Source organism: Actinomadura sp. KC216, assembly GCF_004348535.1.
Classification (GTDB): Bacteria; Actinomycetota; Actinomycetes; order Streptosporangiales; family Streptosporangiaceae; genus Spirillospora.
In genome coordinates this window covers 1-18483 of record NZ_SMJX01000076.1, presented here as the reverse complement: position 1 = coordinate 18483, position 18483 = coordinate 1, and the positions used below count along the sequence as shown (strand labels likewise).

21 protein-coding genes are annotated in these 18483 nt (G+C 68.2%); 17 read left to right on the top strand and 4 right to left on the bottom strand.

The genetic code is table 11. From position 1 onward, the window contains the following. The first annotated feature begins 282 nt into the window (after positions 1–282). The 6 genes from rpoB to E1264_RS15825 all read left to right on the top strand — a co-directional run bounded on the left by rpoB (position 283) and on the right by E1264_RS15825 (position 9882). Entirely contained in the window at positions 283–3750 is a 3468-nt protein-coding gene (gene rpoB, locus E1264_RS15850) for a DNA-directed RNA polymerase subunit beta (protein ID WP_132174113.1), read from the top strand. 20 nt (positions 3751–3770) lie between these two features. After that, entirely contained in the window at positions 3771–7643 is a 3873-nt protein-coding gene (locus E1264_RS15845) for a DNA-directed RNA polymerase subunit beta' (protein ID WP_132174111.1), read from the top strand. Positions 7644–7708: 65 nt separating this feature from the next. Then, a complete protein-coding gene (locus E1264_RS15840; protein WP_243710953.1) occupies positions 7709–8155 on the top strand; it encodes a nitroreductase family deazaflavin-dependent oxidoreductase in 447 nt (148 codons plus the stop codon). A 113-nt stretch (positions 8156–8268) separates the two neighbouring features. Next, positions 8269–8499 carry a hypothetical protein gene (locus E1264_RS15835; protein ID WP_132174107.1) on the top strand — a complete coding sequence of 77 codons (231 nt, stop codon included), beginning with the start codon at positions 8269–8271 and terminating at the stop codon, positions 8497–8499. Between the two features lie 112 nt (positions 8500–8611). Then, a complete protein-coding gene (locus tag E1264_RS15830; RefSeq protein WP_132174105.1) occupies positions 8612–9250 on the top strand; it encodes a DUF4360 domain-containing protein in 639 nt (212 codons plus the stop codon). A 68-nt stretch (positions 9251–9318) separates the two neighbouring features. Then, entirely contained in the window at positions 9319–9882 is a 564-nt protein-coding gene (locus E1264_RS15825) for a dihydrofolate reductase family protein (protein ID WP_132174103.1), read from the top strand. On the opposite strand, the gene E1264_RS15820 is transcribed toward E1264_RS15825, so the two are convergent. Together E1264_RS15820 and E1264_RS15815 are read right to left on the bottom strand one after the other, a co-directional pair. Next, positions 9861–10259, bottom strand: a complete 399-nt coding sequence (locus tag E1264_RS15820) for a hypothetical protein (protein ID WP_132174101.1) — start codon at positions 10257–10259, stop codon at positions 9861–9863. The two genes, E1264_RS15825 and E1264_RS15820, sit on opposite strands and share 22 nt — an antisense overlap. Continuing rightward, complete coding sequence (locus tag E1264_RS15815) at positions 10244–10633, bottom strand: ATP-binding protein (RefSeq protein ID WP_132174099.1); 390 nt, start codon at positions 10631–10633, stop codon at positions 10244–10246. Before E1264_RS15815 ends, E1264_RS15820 begins: the two co-directional genes overlap by 16 nt. Before the next feature lie 161 nt (positions 10634–10794). Between E1264_RS15815 and E1264_RS15810 the strand changes: the two genes are divergently transcribed. The 11 genes from E1264_RS15810 (at position 10795) to E1264_RS15760 (ending at position 17525) form a co-directional block, all read left to right on the top strand. Further along, entirely contained in the window at positions 10795–11610 is an 816-nt protein-coding gene (locus E1264_RS15810) for a helix-turn-helix transcriptional regulator (protein WP_132174097.1), read from the top strand. Then, positions 11601–11783, top strand: coding sequence for a DUF397 domain-containing protein (locus tag E1264_RS15805; protein ID WP_132174095.1), 183 nt, complete (start codon positions 11601–11603; stop codon positions 11781–11783). Before E1264_RS15810 ends, E1264_RS15805 begins: the two co-directional genes overlap by 10 nt. A 3-nt stretch (positions 11784–11786) precedes the next feature. Continuing rightward, the gene (locus tag E1264_RS15800) at positions 11787–11969 is read left to right on the top strand and encodes a DUF397 domain-containing protein (RefSeq protein WP_132174093.1); all 183 of its coding nucleotides are present in this window, start codon (positions 11787–11789) and stop codon (positions 11967–11969) included. Between the two features lie 3 nt (positions 11970–11972). Continuing rightward, positions 11973–12155, top strand: coding sequence for a DUF397 domain-containing protein (locus tag E1264_RS15795; RefSeq protein WP_132174091.1), 183 nt, complete (start codon positions 11973–11975; stop codon positions 12153–12155). 2 nt (positions 12156–12157) lie between these two features. Beyond that, a complete protein-coding gene (locus E1264_RS15790; RefSeq protein ID WP_132174089.1) occupies positions 12158–12343 on the top strand; it encodes a DUF397 domain-containing protein in 186 nt (61 codons plus the stop codon). A gap of 165 nt (positions 12344–12508) precedes the next feature. Next, positions 12509–12982 carry a hypothetical protein gene (locus tag E1264_RS15785; protein ID WP_132174087.1) on the top strand — a complete coding sequence of 158 codons (474 nt, stop codon included), beginning with the start codon at positions 12509–12511 and terminating at the stop codon, positions 12980–12982. Continuing rightward, the gene (locus tag E1264_RS15780; RefSeq protein ID WP_132174085.1) at positions 12982–13941 is read left to right on the top strand and encodes a hypothetical protein; all 960 of its coding nucleotides are present in this window, start codon (positions 12982–12984) and stop codon (positions 13939–13941) included. The genes E1264_RS15785 and E1264_RS15780 overlap by 1 nt, the downstream gene beginning before the upstream one ends. A 91-nt stretch (positions 13942–14032) precedes the next feature. Further along, positions 14033–15778 carry a serine/threonine-protein kinase gene (locus tag E1264_RS15775; protein ID WP_132174083.1) on the top strand — a complete coding sequence of 582 codons (1746 nt, stop codon included), beginning with the start codon at positions 14033–14035 and terminating at the stop codon, positions 15776–15778. Between the two features lie 71 nt (positions 15779–15849). Beyond that, positions 15850–16530, top strand: coding sequence for a GAP family protein (locus E1264_RS15770; RefSeq protein ID WP_132174081.1), 681 nt, complete (start codon positions 15850–15852; stop codon positions 16528–16530). 29 nt (positions 16531–16559) lie between these two features. Next, on the top strand, positions 16560–16934 hold the full coding sequence (locus E1264_RS15765; protein WP_132174079.1) for a hypothetical protein: 375 nt from the start codon (positions 16560–16562) through the stop codon (positions 16932–16934). Positions 16935–16994: 60 nt separating this feature from the next. After that, on the top strand, positions 16995–17525 hold the full coding sequence (locus E1264_RS15760) for an NUDIX domain-containing protein (protein WP_207935946.1): 531 nt from the start codon (positions 16995–16997) through the stop codon (positions 17523–17525). A 25-nt stretch (positions 17526–17550) separates the two neighbouring features. Here E1264_RS15760 and E1264_RS15755 read toward each other — a convergent pair whose 3' ends face one another. Together E1264_RS15755 and E1264_RS15750 are read right to left on the bottom strand one after the other, a co-directional pair. After that, on the bottom strand, positions 17551–17904 hold the full coding sequence (locus E1264_RS15755) for a transcriptional regulator (RefSeq protein ID WP_132174075.1): 354 nt from the start codon (positions 17902–17904) through the stop codon (positions 17551–17553). After that, the gene (locus E1264_RS15750) at positions 17901–18371 is read right to left on the bottom strand and encodes a hypothetical protein (protein WP_132174073.1); all 471 of its coding nucleotides are present in this window, start codon (positions 18369–18371) and stop codon (positions 17901–17903) included. Before E1264_RS15750 ends, E1264_RS15755 begins: the two co-directional genes overlap by 4 nt. Positions 18372–18483: the final 112 nt, after the last annotated feature.

Here is an 18483-nt window from a genome sequence, read left to right as displayed (position 1 = left end):
GCCTTCCTCACTGCAGGTCAGGGCCCGAAAAGTCCAACCTCGCTCTTGACTGAGAGGCGCTGAGGGGCGATGCTCCATGGCAACGTGATGCATACTGCGGCGCTAGAGTTGCGAGCGGTGTGGCATGTCGGCTACACTGCCCCTTTGCGCTGCCCTCTGACTATCCGCGTGTGAGAGAACCCCTGCCCCGGTCCGTTTTGGACCTCTCTGTGCAGGTCTCGGACGTGGATCGTCTGGCGTGCGTGTCACCAGTTACGCCGCGAGCCCTCGGAAGGACCACTCTTGGCAGCCTCGCGCAACGCCTCGAATACCGCAACCGGTCCGAACCGCGTCTCCTTCGCGCGCATCAAGGAGCCGCTCGAAGTCCCGGACCTCCTTGCTCTGCAGACCAACTCGTTTGACTGGCTGCTGGGCAACGAGAGGTGGAAGGCCCGGGTCGAGGCGGCCCAGAAGGCCGGAAGTAAGAGCGTCCCGACCCAGTCGGGGCTGGAGGAGATCTTCGAAGAGATCAGTCCGATCGAGGACTTCTCCGGGACCATGTCGCTGTCGTTCCGCGACCACCGGTTCGAACCGCCCAAGTACTCCGTCGAGGAGTGCAAGGACAAGGACATGACCTACTCCGCCCCGATGTTCGTCACGGCGGAGTTCATCAACAACACCACGGGTGAGATCAAGAGCCAGACGGTGTTCATGGGCGACTTCCCGCTCATGAGCCCGAAGGGCACGTTCATCATCAACGGCACCGAGCGTGTCGTCGTCTCCCAGCTCGTCCGGTCCCCGGGCGTGTACTTCGACCGCGCGCTCGACAAGGCGTCCGACAAGGACATCTACGGCTGCCGCGTCATCCCGAGCCGCGGCGCGTGGCTCGAATTCGAGATCGACAAGCGCGACAACGTGGGCGTGCGCATCGACCGCAAGCGCAAGCAGCCCGTCACCGTGCTGCTCAAGGCGCTCGGCTGGGACGAGGCGCGCATCCGTGAGCGCTTCGGCTCCTACGAGTCGATCAACGTGACCCTGGAGAAGGACCACACCTCCGGCCAGGACGACGCCCTCCTCGACATCTACCGCAAGCTGCGCCCGGGCGAGCCGCCCACGCGCGAGTCGGCGCAGACGCTCCTGGAGAACCTGTACTTCAACCCGAAGCGCTACGACGTCGCCAAGGTCGGCCGCTACAAGATCAACAAGAAGCTCGGCCTCGACCTGGACATGAACCAGGGCACCCTCACCGAGGACGACATCGTCGCCACGATCGAGTACCTCGTCCGGCTGCACGCCGGTGAGGAGGAGGCCACGCTCAGCGCCGTCCCCGTGCCGATCGAGGTCGACGACATCGACCACTTCGGCAACCGGCGCCTGCGCACGGTCGGCGAGCTCATCCAGAACCAGGTGCGGCTCGGCCTGGCCCGGATGGAGCGCGTCGTCCGCGAGCGCATGACCACCCAGGACGTCGAGGCGATCACGCCGCAGACGCTGATCAACATCCGGCCGGTCGTCGCCTCCATCAAGGAGTTCTTCGGCACCAGCCAGCTGTCCCAGTTCATGGACCAGACCAACCCGCTGGCCGGGCTGACGCACAAGCGTCGCCTGAACGCGCTCGGCCCCGGCGGTCTGTCCCGTGAGCGGGCGGGCATGGAGGTCCGCGACGTCCACCCGTCGCACTACGGCCGCATGTGCCCGATCGAGACGCCGGAAGGCCCGAACATCGGCCTGATCGGCTCGCTCGCCGCGTTCGGCCGGGTCAACCCGTTCGGGTTCGTCGAGACCCCGTACCGGCGGGTCGTCGACGGCGTCGTCACCGACCAGATCGACTACCTGACCGCCGACGAGGAGGACCGTTACGTCGTCGCGCAGGCCAACTCGCTGATCAACGACGACGGCACGTTCGTCGACGACCGCGTGCTGGTCCGGCTCAAGGGCGCCGAGGTCGAGCTCGTCCCGGCCCGCGAGGTCCAGTACATGGACGTCTCGGCCCGGCAGATGACCTCGGTCGCCACCGCGATGATCCCGTTCCTGGAGCACGACGACGCGAACCGCGCGCTGATGGGCTCCAACATGCAGCGCCAGTCCGTCCCGCTGCTGCGCAGCGAGGCGCCGCTGGTCGGCACCGGCATGGAGTACCGCGCGGCGACCGACGCCGGCGACGTCATCACGGCCGAGAAGGCCGGCGTCGTCGAGGAGGTCTCCGCCGACTACGTGACCGTCATGAACGACGACGGCACCCGGACGACCTACCGCGTCTCCAAGTTCAAGCGGTCGAACCAGGGCACCTGCTTCAACCAGAAGCCGATCGTCGAAGAGGGCGCCCGCGTCGAGCTGGGCCAGGTCATCGCCGACGGCCCGTGCACCGACAACGGCGAGATGGCGCTCGGCAAGAACCTCCTCGTGGCGTTCATGCCGTGGGAGGGCCACAACTACGAGGACGCCATCATCCTCAGCCAGCGCCTGGTGCAGGACGACGTCCTCTCCTCGATCCACATCGAGGAGCACGAGGTCGACGCCCGCGACACCAAGCTCGGCCCCGAGGAGATCACCCGGGATATCCCGAACGTCTCCGAGGAGGTCCTCGCCGACCTCGACGAGCGCGGCATCATCCGCATCGGCGCGGACGTCGTCCCCGGCGACATCCTGGTCGGCAAGGTCACGCCCAAGGGCGAGACGGAGCTGACCCCGGAGGAGCGGCTGCTGCGCGCGATCTTCGGCGAGAAGGCCCGCGAGGTGCGGGACACGTCGCTGAAGGTGCCGCACGGCGAGCAGGGCAAGGTCATCGGCGTCCGGGTGTTCTCCCGCGACGAGGGCGACGAGCTCCCGCCCGGCGTGAACGAGCTGGTCCGGGTGTACGTCGCGCAGAAGCGCAAGATCACCGACGGCGACAAGCTGGCCGGACGGCACGGCAACAAGGGCGTCATCTCCAAGGTGCTCCCCGTCGAGGACATGCCGTTCCTGGAGGACGGCACCCCGGTCGACATCGTCCTGAACCCGCTCGGCGTCCCCGGGCGCATGAACGTGGGCCAGGTCCTGGAGACCCACCTCGGCTGGGTCGCGTCCCGCGGCTGGAAGGTCGAGGGCGACGACGCCGAGTGGAAGAGGGCGCTCAAGGAGATCGGCGCGTCCGAGGCCCCGCCGTGGACGAACACCGCCACCCCGGTGTTCGACGGTGCCCGCGAGGACGACGTCACCGGCCTGATCGAGAGCACCCTGCCGAACCGCGACGGCCAGCGCATGGTCGGTCCGGGCGGCAAGGCCAAGCTGTTCGACGGCCGCACGGGGGAGCCGTACCGCGACCCGATCTCGGTCGGCTACATCTACATCCTCAAGCTGCTGCACCTGGTCGACGACAAGATCCACGCGCGCTCGACCGGTCCGTACTCCATGATCACCCAGCAGCCGCTCGGCGGTAAGGCGCAGTTCGGCGGCCAGCGCTTCGGTGAGATGGAGGTGTGGGCGCTGGAGGCCTACGGTGCCGCCTACGCCCTGCAGGAGCTCCTGACCATCAAGTCCGACGACGTCCTCGGCCGCGTGAAGGTGTACGAGGCCATCGTCAAGGGCGAGAACATTCCCGAGCCCGGCATCCCCGAGTCCTTCAAGGTGCTCATCAAGGAGATGCAGTCGCTGTGCCTCAACGTCGAGGTGCTCTCCAGCGACGGCATGTCCATCGAGATGCGCGACACCGACGAGGACGTCTTCCGCGCCGCGGAGGAGCTCGGCATCGACCTGTCCCGGCGTGAGCCGAGCAGTGTCGAAGAGGTCTGATCAACTCAAGGGGAATTCTGTTGCTTGACGTCAACTTCTTCGACGAGCTACGCATCGGCCTGGCGACCGCTGACGACATCCGCCAGTGGTCCCACGGCGAGGTCAAGAAGCCGGAGACGATCAACTACCGCACCCTCAAGCCGGAGAAGGACGGGCTCTTCTGCGAGAAGATCTTCGGTCCGACCCGCGACTGGGAGTGCTACTGCGGCAAGTACAAGCGCGTCCGGTTCAAGGGCATCATCTGCGAGCGCTGCGGCGTCGAGGTGACCCGGGCCAAGGTGCGCCGTGAGCGGATGGGCCACATCGAGCTGGCCGCGCCGGTCACGCACATCTGGTACTTCAAGGGCGTCCCGTCCCGGCTCGGCTACCTGCTGGACTTGGCCCCGAAGGATCTCGAAAAGATCATCTACTTCGCGGCCTACATGATCACCAGTGTGGACGCCGAGCGGCGCGACCGCGACCTGCCGACGCTGGAGGCCCACATCTCCGTGGAGCGCCAGCAGATCGAGCAGGCCCGCGACGCGCAGGTCGAGGCCCGCCAGCAGAAGCTGGAGGGCGACCTGGCGGAGCTGGAGGAGGCCGGCGCGAAGGCCGACCAGAAGCGCAAGGTGCGCGACGGCGCCGAGCGGGAGATGAAGCAGCTGCGCGACCGCGCGCAGCGCGAGCTCGACCGCCTCGACGAGGTGTGGAGCCGGTTCAAGAACCTCAAGGTCCAGGACCTTGAGGGCGACGAGCTGCTCTACCGCGAGATGCGCGACCGGTTCGGCAAGTACTTCGAGGGCGGCATGGGCGCCGCGGCCATCCAGGCCCGGCTCCAGAACTTCGACCTCGACGCCGAGGCCGAGAAGCTCCGCGACACGATCCGCACCGGCAAGGGCCAGAAGAAGGCCCGCGCGCTGAAGCGGCTGAAGGTCGTCTCGGCGTTCCTCAACACCCGCAACAGCCCGCTGGGCATGGTGCTGGACTGCATCCCGGTGATCCCGCCGGACCTGCGTCCGATGGTGCAGCTCGACGGCGGCCGTTTCGCGACGTCCGACCTGAACGACCTGTACCGCCGTGTCATCAACCGGAACAACCGGCTCAAGCGGCTGCTCGACCTCGGCGCGCCCGAGATCATCGTGAACAACGAGAAGCGGATGCTGCAGGAGGCCGTCGACGCGCTGTTCGACAACGGCCGCCGCGGCCGTCCGGTCACCGGGCCGGGCAACCGTCCGCTGAAGTCCCTGTCCGACATGCTGAAGGGCAAGCAGGGCCGCTTCCGGCAGAACCTGCTGGGCAAGCGCGTCGACTACTCGGGCCGTTCGGTCATCGTCGTCGGCCCGCAGCTGAAGCTGCACGAGTGCGGCCTGCCCAAGCAGATGGCGCTGGAGCTGTTCAAGCCGTTCGTGATGAAGCGGCTGGTCGACCTCAACCACGCGCAGAACATCAAGTCCGCGAAGCGCATGGTCGAGCGTGCCCGCCCGGTGGTGTGGGACGTCCTCGAAGAGGTCATCACCGAGCATCCGGTGCTGCTGAACCGGGCGCCGACCCTGCACCGCCTCGGCATCCAGGCGTTCGAGCCGCAGCTGGTCGAGGGCAAGGCCATCCAGATCCACCCGCTCGTCTGCACCGCGTTCAACGCGGACTTCGACGGCGACCAGATGGCGGTGCACCTGCCGCTGTCCGCCGAGGCGCAGGCCGAGGCGCGGATCCTGATGCTGTCCACGAACAACATCCTGAAGCCGTCCGACGGCAAGCCCGTCACTATGCCCACCCAGGACATGGTCATCGGCCTGTACTGGCTGACGACGCAGAAGGACGGCGCGGAGGGCGAGGGCCGCGCGTTCGGCTCGGTCGCCGAGGCGATCATGGCCTACGACCGGGGCGAGCTGGACCTCCAGGCCAAGATCCAGATCCGGCTGAAGGACGTCCCGCCGCCGCGCGACTGGATCGCGCCCGAGGGCTACGACTCCGGCCAGCCGTACCGGCTGGAGACGACGCTCGGCCGCGCCATCTTCAACGAGACGCTGCCGGACGACTTCCCGTTCGTCGACGACGAGATCGGCAAGAAGCAGCTCTCGGCGATCGTCAACGAGCTGGCGGAGACGTACCCGAAGGTCGCCGTCGCCAACGCGCTCGACGCGCTGAAGAGCACCGGCTTCCACTGGGCGACCCGTTCCGGCGTCACGATCGCGATCGACGACGTCATCACGCCGCCGAACAAGCAGGAGATCCTCGGCGGCTACGAGGCGCGTGCCGAGAAGGTGCAGCGGGAGTTCAACCGCGGCCTGATCACCGACGATGAGCGCAAGCAGGAGCTCATCGAGATCTGGAACAAGGCCACCGCGGACGTCGCGGTGGACATGGAGCAGGCGTTCCCGAAGGCCAACCCGATCTGGATGATGATCCAGTCGGGCGCCCGCGGTAACCCGCTGCAGCTCCGCCAGATCGCCGGTATGCGCGGCCTGGTCTCCAACCCGAAGGGCGAGACCATCCCGCGTCCGATCAAGTCGTCGTTCCGTGAAGGGCTGTCGGTCGTCGAGTACTTCATCTCGACGCACGGCGCCCGGAAGGGTCTCGCCGACACCGCGCTGCGCACCGCCGACTCGGGTTACCTGACCCGGCGCCTGGTGGACGTCGCGCAGGACGTCATCGTCCGCGAGGAGGACTGCGGCACCGACCGCACGATCCCGTTCGAGATCGTCGAGCGGCAGTCGGACGGTTCGCTGATCAAGCTGCCCACGACGGAGACCAGCCTGACGGGCCGGACCATCGCCGAGGACGTCGTCGTCGACGGCACGGTCATCTACCCGGCCGACACCGACCTGTCCGACGCGGTCGTGTCGCGGCTGTTCGAGGCCGGGGTCGAGAAGGTCAGGACCCGCAGCGCCCTGGTCTGCGAGGCCAAGATCGGCGTCTGCGCCGCGTGCTACGGCCGCTCGCTGGCCACCGGCAAGCGGGTGGACGTCGGCGAGGCCGTCGGCATCATCGCCGCGCAGTCCATCGGCGAGCCCGGCACCCAGCTCACCATGCGGACCTTCCACACCGGCGGTGTGGCGGGCGGCGACATCACGCACGGCCTGCCGCGCGTGCAGGAGCTGTTCGAGGCCCGCATCCCGAAGGGCGTCGCGCCGATCAGCGAGGTCGCCGGCCGCGTCAAGATCGACGAGACGGAGAAGGCCCGCAAGGTCGTCATCGTCCCGGACGACGGCTCCGACGAGATCGCCTACCCGGTGCCGATGCGGTCCCGCCTCCTGGTCAAGGAGGGCGAGTCCGTGGGCGTCGGCCAGCAGCTCATCGCGGGTGCGATCAACCCGCACGAGGTGCTGCGCATCCTCGGCCCCCGCGCGGTGCAGCTGCACCTCGTCCAGGAGGTCCAGGAGGTGTACCGGTCGCAGGGTGTGTCGATCCACGACAAGCACATCGAGATCATCGTCCGCCAGATGCTGAAGCGGGTGAACATCCTCGAGTCGGGCGACACCGACCTGCTCCCGGGCGACCTGGTGGAGCGTCCGATCTTCGAGGAGACGAACCGCAACGTCGTCGCCGAGGGCGGGGTCCCCGCCGCCGGCCGTCCCGTCCTGATGGGCATCACCAAGGCCTCGCTCGCGACCGAGTCGTGGCTGTCGGCGGCGTCCTTCCAGGAGACGACCCGGGTTCTCACCGAGGCCGCGATGCACGCCAAGAGCGACCCGCTGCTCGGCCTCAAGGAGAACGTCATCATCGGTAAGCTCATCCCGGCCGGTACCGGCATGCCGCAGTACCGCAACGTCCGGGTCGAGCCGACCGAGGAGGCGAAGGCGGCGGTCTACTCCGTCGGCTCCTACGACGACGGCGCCGAGTACGCCTTCGGGCAGGGGTCCGGCGAGGCCGTCCCGCTGGAGGAGTACGACTTCGGCCAGTACAACCGGTAATCCAACGCGAAAGGCCGCTCCCCTGCATGGGGGGCGGCCTTTCGCCTTGCCGCAGGAGAGAAATGGTGACGGCGAACAATGACGGGTCCGTTCACGACAACCCCACCGGCTGGGTCGCGGACCACATCCGCGCCTATGTCGAGACCGGCGGAAAACGAGGGCACGTCTATCAGGGGCGGCGATCGCTGCTGCTCACCACCCGGGGCCGGAGGTCGGGCCTGCTGCGCCGCACCGCCCTGTTCTACGGCGAGGACGGCGGCCGATACCTGCTGGTGGCGTCCAATGGCGGAGCGGCCGAGCATCCCGCCTGGTATCTCAACCTCAGCGCCGATCCGGACGTGACCGTCCAGGTCGGCGCGGACGAGTTCGCCGCCCGCGCCCGCACCGCGACCCCGGAGGAGAAGCCGCCGCTGTGGCGGGTGATGGCGGAGATGTTCCCGCTGTACGACACGTACCAGCGCAAGTCGGAGCGTGACATCCCTCTGGTGATCCTGGAGCGCGCCGCCCCTTGACCTGGGGAAATGCCAGATTTCTTGACCCTTTGCGGTGTTTTGTCGTAGTGCGGGCGGGGAGGTACCTGTCGTTGACGAACTACGCGACGGGGGGAACGTAGATGAAGAGGGTCATGACCGGCGCATTGATCGTCGCCGTCCTGGGCATCGGGGGAGCGGGCGGCGCTGTGGCCGCGTCGCCGTCCGGTGACCAGAGCACCCGCCAGGACTGCCGCACCTACTCGGGCGTCACCCAGTGCGGCGAGCCGCGGCTCACGGAGAAGCAGCGCGCGTGCGTGACGACGGCGGTCCAGCAGGGCATGACCGAGCGCCGCGCCGTGGTGGAGTGCCGCGCCTTCGGCTGACCAGGCGAAGTTAAAAGTCAATAATAATCGAAAAAGGCATCGCTGTTGACGCCTATTCTTGGGCGGATTTACTGTCGCCGTTGAATCACTGCCTGATTTTCGGAGACAGGCCATGACGTATGTCAGGCGCAAGGCGATCGCGATATTCGGCGCCGTTCTGGTCCCGTCCGCCATGCTGGCTCCCGCAGCGTCGGCCGCCCCGGCGGACCCGCCGCCGCCCGGGGTGACCGTCACCGTGGTGAGCGCCGACGAGGGCTGCGAGATCGCAGAAGCGACGGTGCACCCGACCTCGACCAAGTTCACCATCCGCTATTGGGACTTCCGCGCCCTGGTGGGCCGCCACTCGTCCCCGGGCGACGAGCGGAAGAAGTGCCAGGCCGTCCTGAGGGTGACCGCCGGTGTGCCGGGCTTCACCTACGCGATCAGCGGGGTCCACTTCGTCGGATCCGCCGAACTGATGGCCGGGGCGAACGGCGAGCTGACATCGCAGCACGGCTTCGTGGGCACGCCGCCGTCCCAGACGTGGACCCATAAGCTGCCTGGGCCTCACGCCGCGCCCTTCACGTTCGACGACCAGGTCCCCCTCGGGCAGCTCGCCTTCAACACCTGCGGACAGGCGCGCGACCTCACCATCGAGACCGAGCTGGGCGTGTCCGCGGGTACCTCGGACCTGACCATGACCAGCATCATGGGCCTGGACACCGCCGACGACTCCGTCACTTACGACCTCTTCTGGAAGCCGTGCACGTGACGACGCGCGCCTGACCGTGGCGCGAAGGGGCACCGATGAGTTCGGCCGTCTCGTAGGGTCACAGTGGTATGCGCAGACTCATCGTCCAGGAACTCATCACGGTCGACGGCTACGTCGCGGGGCCGCAAGGGGAGCTCGACTTCTTCGACTCCGTCTCCGACTACAGCCACGTGGACCAGGACAACCTCCAGATCCTGGAGGACGTGGACACCGTCCTCCTGGGCGCGGACACCTACCGGATGTTCGTGCAGTACTGGCCCACGGCCGACGAGACGGTCGCCACCATGGTGAACACCATGCCCAAGCTGGTCTTCTCCTCGACGTTGGACGAAGCGCCGTGGGGGACGTGGCGTCCGGCCCAGGTCGTCAAGGGCGACGCGGCCGCGAAGGTCGCCGACCTCAAGCGGCAGCCCGGCAAGGACATCATGGTCTGGGGCAGCCTCACACTGGCCCGCGCACTGACCGGCGCGGGCCTGCTGGACGAGCTCCAACTCCGCGTCGTCCCGGTCGCCATCGGCGACGGCCTAAGACTCTTCCCCCAGAACCTGGGCCGCCTGGACCTGGAACTCATCGAGGCCAAGCCCTACCCGTCGGGGATCATCTCGACGCGCTACCGTCCCAGCCCGGCCTGACGCCTCCCGCGCCAGGCGGCGGTGTACATGCGGTGCCTGAGCAGGTCGTCGATCACCGCGGCCGCCGCCGTCGGGTCCCCGCACGGGTACAGGTAGCCGCGCCGCCCGCGCGGGGCCTCGTGGTACGCCCACGTCCCGCCCGGGGTGGCGAGGACGCTCACGACGAGCCCGATGTCCTCGACCCCGTTCGCGTAGATCCACAGCAGCGGAAGCGGGACGAGGAACTCCTCCGACCGGTAGTACCCGACGAACCGCCAGCCCTTCGGGCGGAGCGCCATCACGAGCGCGTCCAGATGCTCCATCGCGGTCTCCCGCCCCATCCGCGTCCGCCACCGCAGCAGCAGGCGCTCCGCCCGGGCGCTCAGCACTTCGCCCACGTGGCCTTCCCGTTTTCGAGCAGCGGCCGCGTGCCCCAGGCCGTGGCGAGCAGCGACACCATCAGCAGCCCGCGCCCGGTCTCCGCCGTGTGATCCTCCGGCTGGACCTCGGGACGCCCGTCGCCGTCGTCCCACACCTCGATCACGGGCCGCCCGTCGCGCTCGTCCCGCAGCAGCCGGACGATGATCTGCCCGTGCCCGTGCCGCAGCGCGTTGGTGACCAGCTCGGACACGATGACCAGCGCGTCCGCGAGGTCCGCGATCCCCCACCCCCGGAGGTGCTCGGTGACGAACCGCCGCGCCGCCGCCGGAGCCCGCTCGGTCGGCGGAAGCACGGTCGTCGGCACCTCAGGCGCCACAACTCTCGGACTCATCAGGCACCACCTTTTGACTGTGACGAGAATTTCCAGCCACAGTCAGCCACAATGAAAGTACTCTGCGTTACAAATCGCAGACCATGCGTGGCAAGTCAGGTGCCCTGCGCCCGACTCACTTGGGTGTTGGTTGGGCGCCCTTTACGAGGGAGGATGAGGACATGGCTCCACAGCGGAAGCGCGGGACCGTCTCGCCGACGCTGCTCGCGTTCGGCCGCCGATTCCGGCGGCTCCGGGAGGCCAAGGGCTGGACGCAGGACGCCCTGGCGCGTCGCGCAAATCACGGCCAGGGCGTAACGCCGCAGTACATCGGCGCCGTCGAGAACGGCCGCACCCGCTGCACCCGCGAATTCGCCGAGGCGATGGACCACCACCTCGACGCGAACGGCGAGCTGCTCTACCTCTACGACGACCTCGTCAAGGACGCCACGTTCCCGACGTGGTTCGACTGGCACACCGTCGAGCCCGAGGCCGACATGCTCCAGTCGTACCAGCCGCTCCTCATCCACGGCCTGCTCCAAACCCCCGCCTACGCCTCCGCGCTCCTCAAGGGCGACAAGGAGGCGGTCGACGCGCGAATCAACCGCCAGGGCATCCTGACCAGGGAGAACCCGCCGCCGCCCAACTTCTCCGTCCTCCAGGACGAGGTGTCCCTGACCCGGCTGGTCGGCAGCCCCGAGATCATGAAAGAGCAGCTAGAGCACATCATCGGCCTGGCCGAGAGTGGCGTGGTAACCCTCCAGGTCGTTCCGAGCAGAGGGGAGCACGCCGGTAACAGCGGTGCCTTCAACCTCGCTACGCTGCCTGACAGGAGCGAGGTAGCTTATGCGGACATGGCCGCGCGCGGGCTTACCCTCAGTGACCCTGAAGACATCGCCTTCGTCAGCGGGACGCTCATTGCGATCCGTTCTCTCGCTCTTCCCGTAGATCAGTCAATCGAAGCAATTCGTAAGGTGGTAAGGGAAAAATGGACCTGACCAAGGCTGAATGGCGCAAGTCCAGCTACACCACGTCCAATGGCGGCGATTGTGTGGAGCTGGCCTCAGTTCCCGACATGGTGGCCGTGCGTGACAGCAAGGACCCGGAAGGCCCCAAGCTGTTGGTGACCCGCCGCGCTTTCGCCGCGCTCCTCTCCGACATCAAGCGGTAGGCGATGGACGTGACCAGCGTTGTGTGGCGCAAGGCCAGCCGCACCACCAACAACGGCGGTGCCTGCGTCGAACTGGCGCCCGTCAGCAGCACAATCGCCGTCCGTGACAGCAAAGACCCGGACGGCCCCAAGCTGTTCCTGACTCGCCGCGCCTTCACAGCGCTCCTATCTGACATCAAGCGGTAGACGATGGACGTGACCAGGGTCGTGTGGCGTAAGTCGAGTTACACCGGGCCCAACGGCGGTGATTGTGTGGAACTGGCCTCAGTCCCCGACATGGTGGCAGTTCGCGACAGCAAGGACCCGCATGGCCCGAAGCTGTTGGTGACCCGTCGCGCTTTCGCCGCGCTCCTCTCCGATATCAAGGGGTGACGATGGACGTGACCAGTGCCGTGTGGCGTAAGTCCAGCTACACCACTGCCAACGGCGGCAATTGTGTGGAACTGGCCTCAGCCCCCGACATGGTCGCCGTGCGGGACAGCAAGGACCCGGACGGGCCGAAGCTGCTCGTGACTCGGCGTGAGTTCCGGCGGCTTGCGGACGTGATCAAGAGCCTCTAGGACGACCCCCGCCTCCGCCCGTGCGGCAACGCCGGGCGGATGGGGCGGGCATTCAGGCGTGGTGTTCCGCGTGCGGCGCGTCTGGTGCACGCATTCTCGCCTAGAGGGCCGGTGGATGGCCTTACGGTTGGAGAGAAACACGTTCTCTGTCGTATCGAGGCTCTCATGGCTCAAACGCAGGCACGAGTTCATTGGATGATCTGGCTGGCGACGGGCGCCGTGACCATGGGCCTGGGAGTGTTCCTCTTAACGGTCGGTCTCGATGACGCGGACAAGTACGCCAGCATGATCGGCGCGCTCGGCACCATCACTGGTCTCGGCCTGTCGCTGTCGGCGCTTTTCCAAAGGTCGTCACAAGCAGGACGTTCGGAGGACGAACCCGGGGTTGCGACGGGGCAGCAGATACGGAAGTCCACCATCGGCGGCGACTCCTTTCAGGTCCGAGGCGTGGGCGGCAATGTGCGAATCCGGCGGACTCCGACTCCGCCCCCCTCGGACGACGCATCGCAGCCACTGGGCGGAACGGCCCCACCACCGGACTCGCCCGGTGCCCAATCGGTGACCGATTCGAAGATCACCGGGTCCAGCGCGCAGATCGACCAGGTCACCGGCGACGTGGACATCGAACGGGGAACCTGATGAGCGACGCCACGCCCTCACACGACAGGGACCGTGCGGCCGAGAACCAGGCAGGCGACGGGCAGGAGGCGTCCCAGAACCGGGTGGAAGGGAGCCTGTTCCAGATCCAGGGGACCGGCGGGGACGTCATCATCACCAACACTCAGCCGAGCCGCCGGCACTTTCCGATCCACTGGACGAGGCGCAGAGCCGGGGTCGTGGCGGTCGCGGTCACCGCAACAGTGATGGCTGGGGCCGCGTGGGCGCTGCACGGTCCGCCTGAGAAGGAAGCACGCCCGGTTCCGAGTCCCTCATCGCAATCGCCCTTGTCGATGGCCACCACCATCAACCCGATTCAGGGCGTCCGATCGGGAAATTTCGGCGGCAGTTTCATCTTCAGTCAGCCGCCGACGCAACTTCCACCTCTTCCGTCGGGCTATTTAGAAGATCCGCAAATCGCACACGGATGGGGCTACCGCAATGGCGGTGTTGACGCCGACCAGACGTTCGTTGAGGTGGTCATCCAGGGGAGCAGCGCCAAGTCGGTCGTCCTGACGAGACTGCTCATCAAGGTTCAGCACCGCGCCGGCGCCCCGCGCGCCACCCACGTCAAGGTATACCCCGGAGCTGACGGCGTCGATGGACGCTGGGCCCACGTGAACTTGGACGAACAAGCCCCAGTCCTCGAGGACATGAGCAACCACTCGTACTCCGGTGACGATCCGGGTGGGCCCTGGTCATTTCCGCTTCGTGTATCCCAGGAAGCGGTAGAGGTCATCTTCCTGAATGCCATCACAACGAAGTACGACGTCCAATGGACCGGGGAGCTTCATTTCGTCGCCGACGGCAAACCCGGCATCGTCCCGATCACCAACAACGGCAAGCCGTTCCGGACGGTGTCCTCGGAGAACTCCGAGCCCTACAAGGTCGAGAACGGGCAGCTCGTCCCGGGGAGCCCCGACCTCGCTACGCCAGGCTGACAGACCATGACCGCCAGCTCCTCCTGGCCGACCGCCGCCGCGCGTCAGGCTTTGGGGCAGCGCCGGGCCAGCGGAAGGAGGTCGGCGCCTGGTGGGTGAGTGGCGGGTTGCCGAGTTCATCGAGGTGCGTGAGCTGGGGGCGGGTGCTCAGGGACGGGTGGTGCTCGCGCGGCACCGCACGGCGGGTACACCGGTGGCGATCAAGTATCTGACCCGCCGTCCCGGCGATGACGAGGCGCTGGAGCGGCTGCGGGCCGAGGCGGTGTTGCTGGGGCAGGTGTCCGATCCGTACGTGGCCCGGTTGTACCGCATGGTGGAGAGCCCGCACGGTGCGGCGATCGTGATGGAGGCGGTCGACGGGGTCTCGCTGAAGAGGGTTCTGGCCGAGCATGGGGCGCTCGGCCCGGAGGCGTCCTTGCTGGTGCTCAAGGGTTCGCTTCTAGGGCTGGCCGCCGCGCATGGGGTCGGGGTGGTCCACCGCGACTTCAAGCCCGCGAACGTGGTCGTCCGGGCGGACGGTCTCAGCAAGCTCATCGACTTCGGGGTGGCCGCCCTGGCCGGCGATCAGGCCAGGGGAGGCACGCCCGCCTACATGGCGCCCGAGCAGTGGCGCGGGGAACCGGCCGTCCCGGCCACCGACGTTTACGCCGCCACCTGCGTGTTCTTTGAATGCGTGACCGGCCGCCGTCCGTACCCGGGCTCGGGCGCGGCCGAGTTGATGAACGGGCATCTGACCGCGCCGGTCCCCGTGTCCGAGCTTCCGGAGGCGTTGCGGCCGCTGCTGGAGCGGGGCATGGCCAAGGAACCGGCGCAGCGTCCAGGGGACGCGATGACGCTGGTGGCCGAGCTGGACCAGGTCGCCGTGTCGGCCTACGGCGCGGCATGGGAGCAGCGCGGTGTGCGCGCTTTGGCCGGTGCCGCCGTGGGGCTGGCCGCGCTGTTCCCGCTGGTGGCGTCCGGGATCGGTGGCGGAGCGGCCGCCGGAGGCGCGGCGGTGGGAACGGGCGCCGCCACCGGGCTCGGGGGCAAGATCGCTGCGGCGGTCGCGGGGGCCAGCGTGGTCGTCGCCGCCGGGGGCGCGGGCACCTACGTCGCCACCAGGGACTCCGCCGACCCGCCTGCGCGGCCCGCGGCCCAGCAGGTGCGCGTCTCGCTGGTGTCGTCGGTCAGGCGGGACCGCTCGTCGGAACTCACGACGCAGTACGTCAAGGTGGACGGCATACGTGATCCCAGCGTGGAAACCAGGGTCAACACCGTGCTCCGGGAGACGGCGGACGCCCTCACCCGTCCGTGGCTGGACGGGGTCAGGCGCTATCCGCCGGAACCCGGTGAACAGCGCTGGCGGGCCACCGCCGTCGCGAACCTCCGCCTGCGAGGACCGAGGCTGCTCTCCATGTACTACTACCTGGTGGACAGTCAAGCGGCCGCCGGATATGTCGGTGGGTCCGGCGTGGTCGTGGACCTGTCGGACGGGCGGCGGCTCGGCGCTCGGGATCTGCTGCTGCCGACGGCCCTGACCACGCCCGGAATCCGCGACCTGGCCCACACGATCGTCCAAAGCCAGGACGACCGAGAGAGCGCCGCCCAGACTCCCGCCGGAGCGGTGTGTTACCCGGGCCGTCCCATCACCGCGGACGATCTCGTCCCGCAGAGGCTGATGGTGCTGCCGACCAGGAACGGCCTGACCTTCGTCATCACCGCGCCTCTCGCATTTGATTGCAGCGGGGGTTCTCGCGGGAAGACGTTCGAGGTGCCGTTCTCGCGCTTGAGAGCGTTCGTGCGGCCCGCCATCGTCGCCCAAGCCACCGCCCCGCTGCCGACGCCCGGACGGTCCTGAGATATCTGGGGTGCGCGGAGTCTTTGCTGTTCGCGGGCTTTGGGTTGATGTGGGCTGGATAGATGGTCGGCATGGGCGAGGTCATCGGGAATCTGCTGCCGCTGGCGGTCGCGGTCGCGGTCAGCCCGATCCCGATCATCGCGGTGATCCTCATGCTGCTGTCGCGGCAGGCCCGCACCACCGGGCGGGGGTTCCTGGCCGGATGGGCGGCCGGGATCGTGGTCGCCACGACCATCCTGGTGGTGATCGCGAACGCCATCGGGATGAACGGCCCGGCCGGTGAGCCAAAGACGCCGGTCTCGTGGATCGAGATGCTGCTGGGCGTGCTCGTGCTGACCCTCGCCGCCAGGCAGTGGACGTCCCGTCCCGGCGAGGGGACGCAGGCCGAGGTGCCCTCGTGGATGAGGGCGATCGACGAGGTCACCCCGGCCAGGGCGGCGACGCTGGGACTGATGCTGTCGGCGGTGAACCCCAAGAACCTGATGATGTGCGTCGCCGCCGGGATCGCCATCGCGCAGGGGGAGCTGGGGATCGGCGAGGAGGTCGGGGCGGTCGCCGTCTTCAGCGTGATCGCGGTGTGCAGCGTGGCGATCCCGGTGCTGCTGTACGTCACCGACGCCGAGCGGATGCGCGGCCCGCTGGACGACCTGAAGGCATGGCTGGAGCGCAACAACGCCACGGTGATGTTCGTGCTCCTGCTGGTCATCGGCGTCGTCCTGCTCGGCAGGGGCATCGGCGGCCTCATCGACTGACCGCGCACCGCCCCGGTACGTTCGGGAGCATGGACGAGTCCTGGACGTTCGAGAAGGAGCCCGAGCGTCTGACGCCCGATTCGGTGCTTGACGAGCTCCGCGCGCGGATCGGACGAGGCGAACTCGAGTCGTGGCTGACGAGTTCGTCCGGCCGGTTCCTCGCCTTCGTCACGAACACGGAGCGGGCGATGGTCGTGCTGCTCGACCGTGAAGGCGACCCCGGCGAGCACGCGGTGACCCCGGGAGCGGACGGCGTGAGCGACGGGTTCGTCCTGTCCAACGGCCAGTGCGACGAGTACCCCGATGAAGACACCGTTCCCCTGGCGGAGGGGTACCGGATCGTCCGGCACATCCTGGCCCACGGCACACCCCCACCGGACGCCCCCTGGACGATCGATCGCTGACCGACGCAGACCTGCTTGGCGGGACGCGATGCTTCGCCGGCGCGCATTAATGTGATGTTCGTGGCGCGGCGCGCGAACCTCATCCGATCCAGAGAGGGAACCCAGGACATCGGGTTCTTCCTGGTCTGCTCGGGATATCTCGTCGAACGAGGGCGCGTCCTGCTCGTCCATCACAACCGGTTCGACAAGTGGGTGCCGCCGGGCGGGCACCTCGACCCGGGTGAGACCTTCGCGGCCGCCGCCGCGCGGGAGTTCAGCGAGGAGAGCGGTCTGCAGGTCGAGGCCCTGTCCGCCCAGCCGGTCATTCACCCGGGCGATCCCGGCGCCACCCCAGAGCCCGCCCCTTTCTACGTGGACATCGAGCGTCCCGAAGGCTTCCCGATCCCTGCGCTGACCCAGTTCTTCTACGTCAAGCGGGTGGACGGCGCCAGGGGCCGACCCGTCGAGCCGCAGCTCGCCGAGGTCCACGACGCCGCCTGGTTCGGCCTGCACGATCTGGACGCGCTGCCGACGTTCGAGCAGGTCCGGTCCCTCGCCCGGTTCGCACTGCTGAACTATCCGATCGAGGCCGAACGGGCCACGGCCGCCTGACCCCGGCCAGCGCGGACGGCGGACGCTACTCCGGTGACTGGTCGACGATCTTGCGGAGGGCGGCGACGTGCCCCCGGTAGGCGGCGCGGCCCTCGGCGGTGAGTTCGAGCCACACCCGCTGCCGGGTGTCGCGGACCGCCTTGCGCTGCTCGACGTAGCCCGCGTCCATCAGGACGCTCACGTGCTTGCTGAGCACCGAGGCACTGACCCCCAGCCGCTCCTGCACCAGGCTGAACTCGATATGGGTCACCGCGTCCAGCATCGCGCAGATGCGCAGCCGCTGGGGCGCGTGGATGACGGCGTCGAACGCGTCGGAGTCCTCGCCGCCGCCCTCCGAGGCCGCCCGCCTCGACCGGGCCGGACGAGCCGGACGGGTCATGACGACCGGCCGCCCGTCAGCCGGTGATGCACGCCGAAGGCGACGATCCCCGCCGCGACGACCACGGTGATGGCCTCGAACCCCCAGGGCAGGTCGACGGAGCTCTGCAGGAGCGCGTACCCGATCAGCAGCGGAAGCATGATCACGGCGAGCGGGCGCATCTGCCGCTCGTCCAGCCACACCAGGACCCGCATCCGCTTGACGACCACGTGCATGAGCATCCCGAGCCCCGCCGCCCAGACCGCCACCCCGGCCAGGAGGATCGCCACCCCGGCCGGAGGATCCGGAGTGATCGACACCAGGGGGCCGACCGGCGCGGTCCAGAGCCCGAGGGCGACGAAGTACCACAGCGGCGTCCGGATGCCGGACACCGCGGCGCGGCCCTGCTCGGCCTCCTGCAGCGCGGCGGCGGCTTCGCCGGCGGTGGGCCGGGGGCCCGCGGCGCTGTCATCCCTGTGTGTTTCCATGTTGGAAACTATGGCCCTTAGTTTCCAACTCGTCAACACACAACTTTCCGGTGTCGTCGGTGGGGATCTTCTCGATGGGGCGCCGGCGTGACCGGCGGGTGAGGAGGAGGGG